This window comes from Nitrospira marina (assembly GCF_059568365.1).
The window spans coordinates 3444267-3458436 of the sequence record NZ_JCANTH010000001.1 but is presented as its reverse complement, the minus strand read 5'-3'; the positions used below and the strand labels follow the sequence as shown (position 1 = coordinate 3458436).

The following is a 14170-nucleotide window of genomic DNA, read 5'->3' as shown; positions in this document are numbered from 1 at the left end:
AGACGGTCTTTCGATATTTCACGATTCAGCAACACATCCTATTTATGCATGCTTTTCTCGAATCTCTGGTCAACCGATTTCCTCAGGCTGTGCTGACGGCGCAGCAGGATCCCGTGCGTTTGGATTTGTGGGCACAAGTGCAAGCCGATCATTGGCTGGAAATTGCGCAATTTCTCCACGACGATCCCGCGATGGCGTTGGATCATATTACCGATATCTGTTCGGCGGATTATCCTGATGCCCTCGAACGATTTGAAGTCATTTATCACTTTCTCTCGCTTCCCCATGCAACCCGTATCCGAATCAAAGCGCGCGTGACAGAGGATCATCCGGAGATCGCCTCAATCAGTGGGATCTGGAAAGGGGCCAATTTCCTGGAACGTGAAGTGTACGACTTGATGGGCATCCGCTTTACCGGGCATCCCGACCTTCGTCGAATTTTGATGCCTGATGATTATGATGAAGGGTATCCGTTACGAAAAGATTTTCCGGCCGAAGGGAAAGGGTGGAGGAGCCGCTTCGATTTTCTTCCCAGATTGGATGAACCGATCGGCGAATGGTCGGAATCCGAGGTGTCCGATGATCAACGCCATCAATTCATGGCGGATGATCATCCCGGTGACACCAAACGCACAACGGAAATGCTTCTCAATATGGGTCCACAACATCCCAGTACGCATGGTGTGCTTCGAGTCGTGTTGGAGTTGGATGGTGAGCGGGTCAGCAAGGCCACGCCTGATCTTGGATATTTGCACCGGGGAGTGGAAAAGCTGGCTGAAGGCCTGACGTATATGCAAATGGTTCCGCATACCGATCGCTTGGATTATGTCTGTGCCATGACCAATAACTATGCGTATGTGCGGGCCGTAGAAAAACTGATAGATATGACCGTTCCGGAACGGGCGGAATATGTGCGGACCATCGTTGCCGAAATGCAACGTATCATTGGTCATTTATTCTGGTTGGGCACACAAGCCCTGGATATTGGGGCGATGACCGTGTTCTTCTGGACCTTCCGGGAACGTGAAATCTTGTTGGATATGTTTGAGAAATTGTGTGGCGCTCGTCTGACATTGAATTATTACCGTATTGGAGGCGTGGATGCGGATCTCACGCCGGAAATTATTACGTCTCTCCGGGGTTTTTTGAAAACGTTTCCTGAACATATCCGGGAATACGACACGCTCTTGCAAAAAAATAGGATTTGGGTCGCCCGCACAAAAGGCGTGGCTCTCCTTTCTGCGGAGGATGCCATCAATTTCGGGTGCACAGGGCCGGTTCTGCGTGGGTCCGGAGTGTCCTACGATATTCGGAAGTTGGAGCCGTATGGCGTGTATGATCGAGTGGATTGGGAAGTGCCCCTTGGAAAAGACGGGGATACCTACGACCGGTATTGGATCAGAATGGAAGAAATGTGGCAAAGCGCCCGCATCATTGAACAATGCCTCAATCAAATGCCTGAGGGGCCGATCATGGCGGTCGATGCTCAAGCTATTCCACCTCCCAAGCCAGAGGTGATGAGAGATATGCAAAGCCTGATTCATCATTTCATTATCTTTACGCAAGGGTTTAAGCCACCGAAGGCCGAAACGTATTGTGCGACGGAGGTGCCAAAAGGTGAATTGGGATTTTTTATCATTAGTGACGGAAGTTCGCGTCCCTATCGGTTGAAAATCCGATCTCCTTCCTTTATTCATATGGGCGCCTTTGATCATATGGCCCGTGGATATTTGATTTCGGATATCGTCACGATTTTCGGAACGTACGATATTGTGATGGGGGAATGCGATCGATAACATGGAGAATGGTGTGATAAAGGTAAGAGCGTACGGACACCATGGCCATTGGACGTTGAATGCTAGCCTCAACTCACGAGTGTTTTATGCTATTTGAGCGATTCAAAAACGAAGTCGATGATATTCTGTCCCGCTATCCCGTCAAGCGATCGGCGTTATTGCCGTTACTGAACTTGGCGCAGCGGGAAGAGGGATTTGTGAGTGAATCGGCCATGCAGGAGATTGCCAAAATTTTGGGTTTAACTCCGGCACAAGTGTTTGAGACCGTCACGTTTTATACCATGTTCAATCTCAAGCCGATCGGGAAGTTTCATCTTCAAGTTTGCAAATCGCTTATGTGTGCGTTAGTCGGCTCTGATGATGTGGTGGTATGGATCCAGAAAAAACTGGGCATTGCACAGGGTCAGACAACGTCAGATAACCTCTTTACCCTCAGCGTGGTGGAATGCCTTGGATCCTGTGGTACAGGTCCCATGATGCAAGTGAATGATGACTATTATGAGCAATTATCCGAAGAAAAGGTCGGACGTGTCCTGGACGATTTGAAACGAGACGGAACCTGTTCGCTTAAAACAGGACCCTTCATGTATCCTCAGCCCCTTGCTAAATAACAGAAGTCTTTTGCAGGGAATAGTCTTGGATAAGCAATTCATGGGTTATCAATAACTGCCCGTGCACGAAACAGTGTCTTTATGGCCACCTACGAAAAAATCTTATTGAAGAATATGGAACAACCGGGATACACCGGTTCGCTGGCCGACTATGAAGGGACCGGTGGGTACCGAGCTCTCCGGACAGTTCTCAAGGATATGCAGCCCGATCAGGTGATTGAGGTGGTAAAAAAGTCAGGTCTTCGCGGTCGTGGGGGAGCCGGGTTCCCCACCGGCGTAAAATGGGGATTCATTCCGAAGAATCATCCTGGTCCTAAATATTTGTGCTGTAACGCGGACGAAAGCGAACCGGGAACATTTAAAGACCGGCAACTTATGGAACGTGATCCCCATCAAATGCTGGAAGGGATGGCCATTACCTGTTTCGCCATTGGCGCACAAACGGCTTACATTTATATTCGGGGAGAGTTTCGTCTCGGCGCGAAGATTCTGGAGCAGGCTCTTCAGGAGGCTTATGCGGCCGGGTATCTGGGCGACAACATTCTCGGGAGCGGGCTGACGATCAATATCTATGTCCATCTTGGTGCCGGAGCTTATATTTGTGGGGAAGAAACGGCACTTCTCGAATCGTTAGAGGGCAAACGGGGCATGCCTCGCTTTAAGCCCCCGTTTCCTGCGACGCATGGATTGTATCAAAACCCCACTGTGGTGAATAACGTCGAGACGATGGCGAATATTCCTCATATTATCAATCGAGGGGGAGAGTGGTTTGCCTCGATTGGCTCTCCGCCGAAAAGTTGCGGAACGCGGGTGTTTTGTTTAAGCGGACATGTGAAGCGGCCTGGTAATTATGAGACGCCCATGGGCATCACCTTCCGTGAATTAATTTATGATTTGGGCGGGGGTATGCGATCGGATAAGCCCCTCAAGGCTTTTATCCCTGGGGGAGCATCGGCTCCATTTCTGACGCCTGATCATTTAGATGTGAAAATGGATTTTGAGTCAGTGGCTTTAGCGGGGTCTATGCTGGGATCAGGTGGTGTCACGGTGATGGAAGAAGGCACGAATATGGTTTGGGCTGCTCTGCGATTGATGGAGTTTTTCTACCATGAATCGTGTGGAAAATGTACACCCTGCCGGGAAGGGACTTCCTGGCTGGTTCAAACCCTTCAGCGGATCTGGAACAAACGAGGGCGCCCTGAAGATATTGAAGTCCTTGATGAACTCTGCGGAAATATCCCTGGCCGGACGGTCTGTGCGTTTGGTGATGCGGCCGTATCTCCCATTGTGAGCACGCTGCATCATTGGCGTGGGGAATATGAGGCCCTTATTCGTGAGGCTCAAGAGACGATGCCTCGCAACAAGGAAATTCCAGTTTTCACGAATTGAGTGTAACCAATATGGCAACAAATCCAACCCCAACCCCAGACATGATTACGCTGACGATCGATGGGAAATCGGCAACGGTTGCCAAAGGGACACTGGTCATTGAGGCTGCGCGGCAGGTTGGCGTCATGGTGCCGCACTTTTGCTATCACCCGAAACTGACCCCAGACGCTAATTGCCGGATGTGTTTAGTGGAAATTGAAAAAATGCCCCGGTTGCAAACCTCCTGTAGTACGCAAGTGGCGGAGGGCATGGTGGTGAAATCGGCTTCATCTTCGGTGGTGCAGGACGCCCGTAAATCGGTGTTGGATTTTATTTTGGCTAATCACCCCTTGGATTGCCCCGTCTGCGATCAAGGCGGGCGCTGCGATCTTCAGGACTTTTCCCATGAATATACCGCGACGACCAGCGGGTTTAAGGAACTCAAACGGGTCTTTCCGAAGGAGTATTTCAGTCCGCTGATTGAAACGCAGATGAATCGGTGCGTCCAATGTTTGCGATGCGTTCGCTATTGTGATCAGGTTATGGATGTGAAAGCCCTGGCGCCTGTGGGACGCGGCACTATGACGGAAATTAAAGCCTTCGGAGCCCATGAACTGGATTGTGAGTTTTGTGGTGGATGTATCCAGATTTGTCCGGTCGGAGCCATAACCAGTCGAGTTTCTATGTATGAATTTCGTCCATGGATGCTAAAGCGGACTGAATCGGTTTGTGGCTATTGTGGAGATGGGTGCCAAATTACCTTTCAAACCAAGAATAATGACTTAATCGAAGTGAACTCCACGCACGGGGCCGGACGGAATAATGGTGATCTCTGTGCCCGAGGCTACTTTGGCTACCATGTCAGCGTTCATCCAGATCGCCTGACCTCACCACTCATTCGTCAAGGGAACGATTTTCAGTCGGTGCAATGGGAAGAGGCTTTGGAGTTGGTGGGGCAGCGTTTAACGGAAATAAAAACCACGTATGGTCCCGATGCGATTGGCGGATTAATTACGGGACGATGTACCAATGAAGATATCTATGTTTTTCAGAAATTCATGCGCGGCGTGGTGGGGACCAATCGGATTGATAGTAGTGTGCGGTATGGCCACCTGAATGCCGTGCATGCCATGCAACGAGTGCAAGGCACCCATCGTTGGGCCGTGAGCTATGACGATATTCTCTCCGCAGATACCCTCTTACTTGTCGGGACCAATATTACGGAAACCAATCCCATTACAGGGCTGAAGGTCAAAGAAGCGGTAAAGCGGCGAGGGGCCAAGCTCATCACCATTGAAGCGTTGGAACCTGCTATTGGGAGCATCAGCAATATTGTGAATCTCGCCCACCATCATCTGGGCGTCAAACCGACGGCCTATGCCGGGGCGGTTCTGGGCATGTTGAAAGCTGTGGTTGATCAGCAATTGGTGGATCCGGAACTTCAGGCCAACGCCCAGTCTTATGCCAACGACATAACCGTCAGACTGAAGGCCCTGTCCTCGGATGCGATTCAAGCGCAAACCGGACTGGCTTCGGATTTGTTTACTCAAGCGGCCCAGGTGTTTGCCAAAGGACAGAAGGTCGTCATTCTTGTCGGACCGGGAGTTCTGCGATCGGTGGGTGGATTCGGAATGACCATGAATTTGTTGGACCTGTTATTGATAACGGGAAAACTCACTAAACCCGGCTGTGGCCTTGCTCCCCTGGCAGAAGAAAATAATGATCAAGGAGCCTTTGAAATGGGAGGAACCGGGTCGGTGTTGCCTGGTGGACAATCCCTGGGTGACCCGGACGTGCGGAAACGGTTGGCGCAAGCGTGGGGTCGGCCAATTCCCGAAACACCAGGCTCTTCACTCCCACAGATGATTGAAGATGCGCAACACGGCAAACTAAAAGCCTTGTTTGTGGTTGGTGAAAATCCCCTGGGCTCCTTGCCTCCGTCCTCGGGTATTCATTCAGCATTGGAGAAGCTTGAATTTCTGGTGTGTCAGGAATTGTTTCTCACCGAAACGGCCCAGCAAGCTCATGTCGTTCTGCCAGCCTGTTCCTATGCGGAAAAGGACGGAACGTTTACCAACACGGAAGGGCATAATCAGTCAGTACGAAAAGCCATTGATCTGGTTGGGGAAAGTCGGCCGGACTGGGAAGTGTTTTCCGCGCTGTCGGTAATGATGAATGATCCGATGGAATATGGAGACGTCAAGGAAATTGGCAAAGAGATCCATAACCTTCTCCCCGGTACGCGTACCTTGGGCCCTGCCCCCTTGCCCGCTCAACCGGATTCGCGGGTCATTTCCCGATATCTTAAGACCGATTATCAGCGGGATATTGCTATGCGGTATCAATTACCGACAGAGAATGCCGCTGCTGGTGCGGAAGACATGATCTTGCAGGTTTCCCAATCCTTGTTTCATTCCGGGAAATTTTCGCGAAAGGCCAAAGGCTTGCTGCAAGTTGAAGCGAACGGCAAACTCTATCTGCATCCGGAAGACGCTGCGCGACGTGGTATTGGTGAAGGGGACATCGTGAAGGTGAGCAATCGTTTGGGTGAGGTAATTACCCCGGTCGGACTTCGTGAGCGAATCCCGCAGGGAGTCGTGATGTTTCCCGAGCATTTTGATGAGGAGGTCCGCCGTCTCTTGTCGTATAGTGTTGATTCGGAAACGCAGGTGCCCTATTGCAAGGTGACTCGCGTTCGTGTTGAAAAAGTGGTGGGAACATGAGGCGGTTCTCAGCATGTGGGTCGGTATATAGAGGAGAGGAGTGATTCCGGCATGGAAACGGTACTGATCCGTTTAGGGCTGACTTTATCTCAAATTGCTGTCGTGATGGTGGCGGTGCTTCTGACTGTCGCAGCACTCACCCTTCTGGAGCGAAAGGTGTTGGGTTGGATGCAGGATCGGATGGGGCCCATGGAAGTCGGGCCTTATGGCATTCTGCAACCGGTCGCCGATGGCTTAAAGCTCTTTTTTAAAGAAGACATCATCCCGGCCGGAGCGAATAAGTTCATGTTTAGCATGGCGCCAGTGTTGTCATTAGTTCCTGCCCTCATCGGATTCGCGGTGATTCCGTTTGGCCCGGATTGGACGGTTGATGTCGGCGGCGTCAATTTTAAACCGTTTGTGATTACCGACATCAATATCGGTGTTCTGTATATACTTGCGTTTGCTTCAATCGGGGCATACGGCATTATTTTGGGCGGGTGGTCATCAAACAGTAAGTATTCCCTTCTGGGAGGCCTGCGTTCTGCGGCCCAATTGATTAGTTATGAGTTGAATGTGGGGCTTTCAATTGTCGGGGTGTTGCTTCTTTCAAGCTCCTTGAGTCTCGTGACGATTACCAATGCGCAGGCCGGAGGATTTTGGAACTGGTACTTTTTCGGGGGAGGGGGATTCCCTCAAGCCCTGGCGTTCATCGTGTTTATTATTTCTGCAGTAGCGGAAACGAATCGAACCCCGTTTGATTTGCCGGAAGCGGAAAGTGAGTTGGTGGCCGGATTCTTTACGGAATATAGCGGCATGCGATTCGCATTCTTCTTTCTGGCCGAATACGGCAATATGATTTTGGTGTCTTGCGTGGCCACTGTCTTGTTTTTTGGTGGCTGGCATCCTCCCTATCCAGGCACTCTTATGGAGTACATCGGGGTGGGCCATCTCCTCTGGATTGAGGGCATCATGTGGTTTGTCCTCAAAGTCGCGTTTTTCCTCTTTTTCTTTTTTTGGCTCCGGGCCACATTACCGCGATTACGGTATGACCAGCTCATGCGGTTCGGGTGGAAGGTTCTCCTTCCCATCGCGTTGGCTAATATTGTGGTGACGTCGATTGTTGCATTTCTTTTTCCTGGGAGCTAGGAAGGTTGAATGGTATGAAACTCAAGGAATGGGTCAAAACGCTTCTATTTTATGAGATTGCGTTAGGGATGAAGGCCACCTTATCCCATTTCCTTCATTATAAGCCGATCACCGTACAATACCCGCACGAGAAGAAACAGTTACCGTCCAACTATCGAGGCATGTTGGCGTTACTGCGCTACGATGATGGAACGGAAAAGTGCGTGGGATGTGATTTATGTGAGGCGGCTTGTCCCTCCCGTGTCATCCGTGTGGTGAGTGCCGAGGTACCGGGAGAACCCACGAAGCGGTATTCCAAGGAATATTACATGGACATGACCCGATGCTTGTTTTGCGGGTTGTGCGTGAAGGCATGTCCGGTTGATGCGTTGGGAATGACCCAGGAGTATGAATGGGCGGTCTATGATAAACGCCAGCTCCAATTAAATAAGGAGCAGCTTCTGGCTATTGGCGATCGCAACTTTCCAGTTCGGGAAAAGCGACTCGAATTTCAACATCCCAATGTGGCCTATTTTAACGTAGGGTTTAAAGAGATTCCGCAAAAAGAACTGTAGTCGTTATGGCCTGGCGGTGCACTCGGTCCACATGCCGGCCAAAGAATTTCGCCAAAATTTTTGAATGAACCGGTGATGGGTACGATAGTTTTTTTCTATTTTGCCAGTGTGATTGTGGTAACGGCGGCTCTCGTCGTGGCCCTGAGGAGTCCGGTGTTTAGTGCTCTGGCGCTCCTGGTCATGTTCTTCCACGTCGCCGGGCTTTTTGTCACGTTGCATGCGGAATTCCTGGCCGTGATTCAAATCCTGGTGTATGCGGGCGCCATTCTGGTGCTCTATCTTTTTGTGGTGATGCTGCTCAATTTGAAGGGTGAAGTACGTTTTCACCACCAATTGACCGTAGGCCTCTTTCTCGGATGTATGGTCTTTGCAGAGGCGGTCCTGCTGGTGGTGAAAGGTGAATCCTCATTGGGTGCGAACCTCCCTGATCCGAGAGAACCAACCCATTTGACTCAAGGCAATACGGAATCGATCGGTGAGCTCCTGTATTCCACATATCTATTTCCATTTGAAATCGCGTCTCTCATTCTCTTAGTAGCGATGGTCGGTGCAGTTATCCTCACCAAAAAGGGGATATTGGAGGCCAAGGGTTAATGGACGTTCCAGTAAGCTACTACCTTGTGCTGAGCGGAATCGTGTTCTCAATCGGGTTGGTGGGAGTACTCATTCGTCGCAATATCATCATTATTTTATTATCCATTGAGTTGATGTTGAATGCCACGAATATCAATTTTGTGGCCTTTTCTTCCTATTTGGGTAATCTTTCCGGGCAGGTGTTCGTGTTTTTTGCGCTTACCGTGGCTGCTGCGGAGGTTGCGGTAGGGCTGGCGATTATCATCGCGCTCTATCGGCATTCGGCCAGTACCAACATTGACGACTTCCAGTTGCTGAAATGGTAAGGCGATGCTCTACGCCTTAATTCCTCTTCTCCCACTCCTGGCCTTTGTCATCCTCGGGCTGTTTGGTCATTGGATTAAAGACCGAAGCCACTGGGTGGCCGTGCCAGCTGTCCTGGGATCGTTCCTTCTTTCAATCATGGCGCTTGTCGACGTGGCGGGTGGTCAGACGCTTCAAATCCCTCTCTATACATGGGCGGATTCCGGAAATCTTCATATTGCCTTAGGGTTATTCATCGATCAGCTCACGGTCGCGATGTTGTTGCTTGTCACCATTGTGAGTTCGCTGGTCCATGTCTATACGATTGGCTACATGCATGGAGAGCCGGGCTACGCCAGATTTTTCAGCAATATCGCGCTCTTTACCTTTTCCATGTTGATGTTGGTGATGTCCGATAATTTCCTGCAACTTTTTGTCTTTTGGGAAGCCGTGGGTCTTTGCTCCTATCTATTAATCGGCCATTGGTATGAGCGCGAGTCAGCCAGGGCAGCCGCCACCAAAGCGTTTCTGGTGAATCGAGTCGGGGACTTCGGATTCATGTTGGGTATTCTGCTGGTCTTCGTCACCTTCGGCAGTTTGCACTATCAGGAGGTGTTTTCTCAGTTGGATCAAAAGTCTGGTGGCCTGGTGAATCTTCTTGGTTCTGTCGGAGGTCATTGGGAAATATCGGTGATGACTTTGATCTGCCTTTTTTTATTCGTGGGGGCAGTCGGCAAATCTGCTCAAGTGCCTCTGCATGTGTGGTTGCCGGATGCGATGGAGGGTCCCACTCCGATATCGGCACTCATTCATGCCGCGACGATGGTGACGGCAGGAGTCTTTATGGTTGCCAGATTTGCTCCGTTATTTAATCTCTCGCCCGTGGCCATGGATGTGGTGGCAGTGGTGGGGGGAGCCACGATGTTTATTGGCGCCACCATCGCGTTGACGCAAACGGATATCAAACGGGTTGTGGCCTATTCCACGCTCAGTCAACTCGGCTACATGATGATGGCTTGTGGGCTGGGTGGCTATATTGCCGGAATGTATCATCTTCTGACCCACGGAGCATTTAAGGCCCTGTTATTCCTCGGGTGTGGATCGGTAATTATTGCTCTTCATCATGAACAAGATATGAAACATATGGGTGGACTCAAGGACAAGCTGCCTGTGACCTATTGGACCTTTCTCATTGGGGCCCTGGCATTGTCCGGTTTTCCTCTCACTGCGGGATATTTCAGTAAAGATGAATTACTTCTGGCTGCCTGGATGTCTAGTGGCCTGGGTAAAGTTCTGGCCGTCTTAGGATTACTGACGGCTCTCATGACGGCTTTTTACAGTTTTCGATTGGTGTTTGTGACATTTTGGGGAGAATCACGAGTGGATCCTCACCATGCCAAGCATGTGCATGAACCGTCAAAAGCGATGACGTTTCCTCTGCTGATTCTTGCCGTGCTGAGTATTCTCGCAGGGTACATTGGAATTCCAGAATTTTTGGCCCCGGCATTTCCCACTGCTGGGAGTGGTGGAGGTCATCATGAAGGATCTGCGGCCATCGGCATGATGGTGACGGCCACCGCAATGGGCCTGTTAGGAATTGCGGGCGCCTATTGGGTCTATGTCAAGTCCCCGGGCTTGCCGGACCGTTTGGCAAATCAGTGGCGATCCCTGTATCAGTTCTCCTTGAATAAATGGTTTGTGGATGAGGCCTATGACCGGACCGTGGTTATGCCAACATTGAATCTCGCGGATCGGTTATGGAAACGGGTGGATATTGCGGTGATTGATGGTGCGGTCAATGGAGTGGCGCGAGCCGTGGCCTGGGGAGGATGGGTGACGCGAAGACTTCAAAGTGGACAAGCACAGAATTATGCGCTGGCCATGACTGTCGGCGCGGCGGTTATTTTAGGTGCGATGATCTTTTATTAGTGTGGATGGCCGAACATATGATGGGATACTCGTGATGGTTCAACAGACAAACGTATGGCAGGAGATCTTTCAATCGTGACTGAGATGGTCATTCCCACAGGAGGGATTCCCTGGCTCACGATCGTGCTGATTCTCCCGCTGCTCGGAGTGATCGCGGTCTTGCTCGCTCAGGAGGCACTTTCACGGGCTATTGCGTTGACGGTCTCCATTCTGACCTTGCTGGTCTCATTGCCTCTGTGGGTTGCGTTCGACAATGCTCAGGCCGGTATGCAATTTGTGGAAAAGCATCTCTGGATCGATTCTCCCGCCATTCATTATTCCCTGGGTGTGGATGGGATCAGCATGCCGCTTGTCCTCTTAACCACCTTTCTCACTCCTCTTTGTATCCTCGTTTCCTGGACCTCGGTTCAAACCAGAATGAAAGAATTCCTGATCAGCTTGTTGGTGATGGAGACGGCGACGATCGGCGTGTTTGCTGCGTTGGATTTTGTGCTGTTTTATGTGTTTTGGGAAACAATGCTGATTCCCATGTATCTCTTGATTGGCGTCTGGGGTGGGCCGAACCGGGTCTATGCGGCGATCAAGTTTTTCCTGTATACCCTGGCCGGGAGTATCTTGCTGCTGGTAGCGATTCTGGTGTTGTTTTTTGAGGGTGGGCGAACCTTTGATATTTTGGCTTTAACGCACGCATCCTATGCTCCTGGGTTGCAATCCCTCTTGTTCTGGGCCTTCTTTGCCGCTTTTGCGGTGAAAGTTCCCATGTTTCCATTTCATACATGGCTCCCGGACGCCCATGTTGAAGCCCCCACTGCCGGGAGCATCATTCTCGCAAGTGTCTTGCTCAAGATGGGAACCTATGGGTTTTTACGATTTTCCTTGCCCATGTTGCCTGATGCCTCGGTTGCGTACACCCCCTTCATCATGACCCTGTCGGTCATCGCCATTATTTATGGCGCCTATATGGCATTGGCACAAGCGGACCTTAAGAAACTTATTGCCTATTCCAGTGTCAGTCACATGGGGTTTGTCACCCTGGGAATTTTTGCGTTAAATGCCCAGGGTATTGAAGGTGCGATCCTTCAGATGATCAACCATGGCATTACGACGGGCGCTCTCTTTATGTGTGTGGGAATCATTTACGAACGGACGCATAGCCGGCAAATTACTGATAATGGCGGGTTGGCGAATGCAATGCCTAAATACGCAACATTTTTTGTGATTTTTGCGTTGTCTTCTGTTGGTCTTCCAGGCATGAACAGTTTTGTCGGAGAGTTTTTAGTCCTGGTTGGCACCTTTGCCTGGAGCAAACTGACAGGGACCCTTGCGGCTTTGGGGATTATTTTGGCTGCCGCCTATATATTGTATTTGGTGCAACGGATGATCTATGGGCCCGCCTCTCCGCAGATGCTCCCCAAATTAACTGATTTGAATGTCCGTGAATTCGGCATGCTGGTTCCATTGGTGGTGTTGGTGTTTTGGATCGGGCTCTATCCGAAACCGTTGTTGGATGTGATGCATGCGAGCGTGGCGCGGGTCATCTCGTCTCAATCTACATCAGTCATGGTTCAGGAGAGGGGAGATGGCCGAGGGCACACCCTGGCGATGACGGCCGAGCCATCTGGGCATCGGCTCATCATGAAGGGTGATGTTGCCCCATGACGCTTCCCCTGGCCGATCTTGTTCTCATTCTTCCTGAATTGCTCATTGTGGGCATGGCCTGTCTGATTCTCGTTCTTGATCCCATTACGCCTGCACACAAAAAAGATCTCCTGGCGTGGATGAGTCTCGGCATTCTCGTGGTAGGCAGCCTGGTGACGGTGAGCGGGTTTGGTGAGCGGGTGATGGCCTTCAGTGATTTAGTGGTCGTGGATTCGTATGCCGTATTTTGGAAAATGTTGCTGTATCTGGTGAGTGGTCTGACTATTTTATTGTCAATGGGGTACCTCAAAGAGGAAAAGATCCAACTTGCGGAATACTACGCATTTGTCCTGTTGGCATTGACCGGAATGATGGTGATGGTATCGGGGGCTGATTTGCTCACGATCTATCTGGGAATCGAACTGATGTCGATTACCCTCTATATTATGGCCGGGTTCAAGCGATTTGAGCTGCGGTCAATCGAATCTTCGGCTAAATATTTTGTGTTGGGAGCCTTTTCCTCAGGAATTTTGCTCTATGGGATTTCGATTATTTTTGGTGTCACTGGAAGTACGAGGCTGGTAGAAATCGCAGCCGTGGTCAATGGTCGGGGGATTGATGACCCGTTAGTCTTTATTTCGCTCATGCTGCTGATCGTGGGATTTGGATTTAAAGTCGCGGCAGTGCCCTTCCATATGTGGACGCCTGATGTGTATGAAGGGGCCCCGACCTCTGTGACGGCGTTTATGGCGGTGGCTTCCAAGGCGGCCAGCTTTGCCGCGTTCCTTCGTGTTCTACTGGAAGCCTTCGGGGGAATCAAACCGGATTGGAATCTGGTGATCCTGGTTATATGTATTATCACGGTGGCCCTTGGCAATCTTGTGGCCATTGTTCAGACCAATGTGAAACGGATGCTGGCCTATTCCAGTATTGCCCATGCGGGTTATGCATTGATTGGTGTCGTGGTCGCCGGGTGGGCCGGCATAGAGGGGTCGGTTTCGTCTCAAGGCGTGTCGAGCCTGATGCTCTATCTGGCCATTTATTCGTTTATGACGATAGGGGCATTTTCCATGGTGGCCATTTTGCGGAAGGGTGGCCTGGAAGGCGAGGAAATAGAAGATTTCACCGGATTGGCCAAGCGACATAAGGGTGGCGCGTTTCTCATGTTGGTGTTTATGGTGTCGTTGGCGGGTATTCCTCCCACCGCCGGGTTCATTGGGAAACTGTATCTTTTCATGGCGGCGGTTAATGCCGGATTGGCATGGCTGGCGATCATTGGATTGATCTTTGCCGCCATTTCAGCTTTTTTCTATTTGCGCATTGTTATGGTGATGTACATGCGTGAGCCATCTTCCGAACAGGAATTGCATACCCGATTGGTCCTTTCTCCCCAGGTATCGTTTGTGTTGGCCTGCGCCGTTGCCGGTGTGGTTTTTCTCGGGATCTTTCCAGGTCCGCTGGTTTCGGTTGCAGAACTTTCCTCTCTCTCTCTGAAATAACTCTCGGTTGTGCGGTTCAACTCCTGTCTTTCGGTTTTATGTTGGGCT

11 protein-coding genes are annotated in these 14170 nt (G+C 50.6%); all 11 read left to right on the top strand.

Annotated elements, in window-relative coordinates:
* Positions 1 to 44 precede the first annotated feature (44 nt).
* The 11 genes from nuoD to LX98_RS14705 all read left to right on the top strand — a co-directional run bounded on the left by nuoD (position 45) and on the right by LX98_RS14705 (position 14122).
* Positions 45 to 1796 (top strand): NADH dehydrogenase (quinone) subunit D, encoded by a 1752-nt coding sequence (gene nuoD / locus LX98_RS14755; protein WP_496429625.1) that lies wholly within the window; start codon positions 45 to 47, stop codon positions 1794 to 1796.
* 86 nt (positions 1797 to 1882) lie between these two features.
* On the top strand, positions 1883 to 2407 hold the full coding sequence (locus LX98_RS14750) for an NADH-quinone oxidoreductase subunit NuoE (RefSeq protein WP_496430615.1): 525 nt from the start codon (positions 1883 to 1885) through the stop codon (positions 2405 to 2407).
* Positions 2408 to 2488: 81 nt separating this feature from the next.
* A complete protein-coding gene (gene nuoF / locus LX98_RS14745; protein WP_496429624.1) occupies positions 2489 to 3796 on the top strand; it encodes an NADH-quinone oxidoreductase subunit NuoF in 1308 nt (435 codons plus the stop codon).
* Between the two features lie 11 nt (positions 3797 to 3807).
* Positions 3808 to 6498 (top strand): NADH-quinone oxidoreductase subunit NuoG, encoded by a 2691-nt coding sequence (gene nuoG, locus LX98_RS14740; protein WP_496429623.1) that lies wholly within the window; start codon positions 3808 to 3810, stop codon positions 6496 to 6498.
* A gap of 51 nt (positions 6499 to 6549) precedes the next feature.
* Positions 6550 to 7626, top strand: a complete 1077-nt coding sequence (nuoH, locus tag LX98_RS14735) for an NADH-quinone oxidoreductase subunit NuoH (RefSeq protein ID WP_496429622.1) — start codon at positions 6550 to 6552, stop codon at positions 7624 to 7626.
* Between the two features lie 14 nt (positions 7627 to 7640).
* The gene (nuoI, locus tag LX98_RS14730; RefSeq protein ID WP_496429621.1) at positions 7641 to 8180 is read left to right on the top strand and encodes an NADH-quinone oxidoreductase subunit NuoI; all 540 of its coding nucleotides are present in this window, start codon (positions 7641 to 7643) and stop codon (positions 8178 to 8180) included.
* Between the two features lie 75 nt (positions 8181 to 8255).
* Positions 8256 to 8774, top strand: coding sequence for an NADH-quinone oxidoreductase subunit J (locus LX98_RS14725; protein ID WP_496429620.1), 519 nt, complete (start codon positions 8256 to 8258; stop codon positions 8772 to 8774).
* Complete coding sequence (nuoK, locus tag LX98_RS14720; RefSeq protein WP_496429619.1) at positions 8774 to 9079, top strand: NADH-quinone oxidoreductase subunit NuoK; 306 nt, start codon at positions 8774 to 8776, stop codon at positions 9077 to 9079. The genes LX98_RS14725 and nuoK overlap by 1 nt, the downstream gene beginning before the upstream one ends.
* 4 nt (positions 9080 to 9083) lie before the next feature.
* Complete coding sequence (gene nuoL / locus LX98_RS14715; protein ID WP_496429618.1) at positions 9084 to 10985, top strand: NADH-quinone oxidoreductase subunit L; 1902 nt, start codon at positions 9084 to 9086, stop codon at positions 10983 to 10985.
* Between the two features lie 84 nt (positions 10986 to 11069).
* Positions 11070 to 12644, top strand: a complete 1575-nt coding sequence (locus LX98_RS14710) for an NADH-quinone oxidoreductase subunit M (RefSeq protein WP_496430614.1) — start codon at positions 11070 to 11072, stop codon at positions 12642 to 12644.
* Entirely contained in the window at positions 12641 to 14122 is a 1482-nt protein-coding gene (locus LX98_RS14705) for an NADH-quinone oxidoreductase subunit NuoN (RefSeq protein ID WP_496429617.1), read from the top strand. Before LX98_RS14710 ends, LX98_RS14705 begins: the two co-directional genes overlap by 4 nt.
* Positions 14123 to 14170 lie beyond the last annotated feature (48 nt).

Bases quoted from the DNA above. Each gene is read 5' to 3' on its own strand.
- LX98_RS14705 (WP_496429617.1), top strand. From the start codon at position 12,641: ATGACGCTTCCCCTGGCCGATCTTGTTCTCATTCTTCCTGAATTGCTC.
- nuoL (WP_496429618.1), top strand. From the start codon at position 9,084: ATGCTCTACGCCTTAATTCCTCTTCTCCCACTCCTGGCCTTTGTCATC.
- nuoG (WP_496429623.1), top strand. From the start codon at position 3,808: ATGGCAACAAATCCAACCCCAACCCCAGACATGATTACGCTGACGATC.
- nuoF (WP_496429624.1), top strand. From the start codon at position 2,489: ATGGCCACCTACGAAAAAATCTTATTGAAGAATATGGAACAACCGGGA.
- nuoH (WP_496429622.1), top strand. From the start codon at position 6,550: ATGGAAACGGTACTGATCCGTTTAGGGCTGACTTTATCTCAAATTGCT.
- nuoD (WP_496429625.1), top strand. From the start codon at position 45: ATGCATGCTTTTCTCGAATCTCTGGTCAACCGATTTCCTCAGGCTGTG.
- LX98_RS14725 (WP_496429620.1), top strand. From the start codon at position 8,256: ATGGGTACGATAGTTTTTTTCTATTTTGCCAGTGTGATTGTGGTAACG.
- LX98_RS14750 (WP_496430615.1), top strand. From the start codon at position 1,883: ATGCTATTTGAGCGATTCAAAAACGAAGTCGATGATATTCTGTCCCGC.
- nuoK (WP_496429619.1), top strand. From the start codon at position 8,774: ATGGACGTTCCAGTAAGCTACTACCTTGTGCTGAGCGGAATCGTGTTC.
- LX98_RS14710 (WP_496430614.1), top strand. From the start codon at position 11,070: ATGGTCATTCCCACAGGAGGGATTCCCTGGCTCACGATCGTGCTGATT.
- nuoI (WP_496429621.1), top strand. From the start codon at position 7,641: ATGAAACTCAAGGAATGGGTCAAAACGCTTCTATTTTATGAGATTGCG.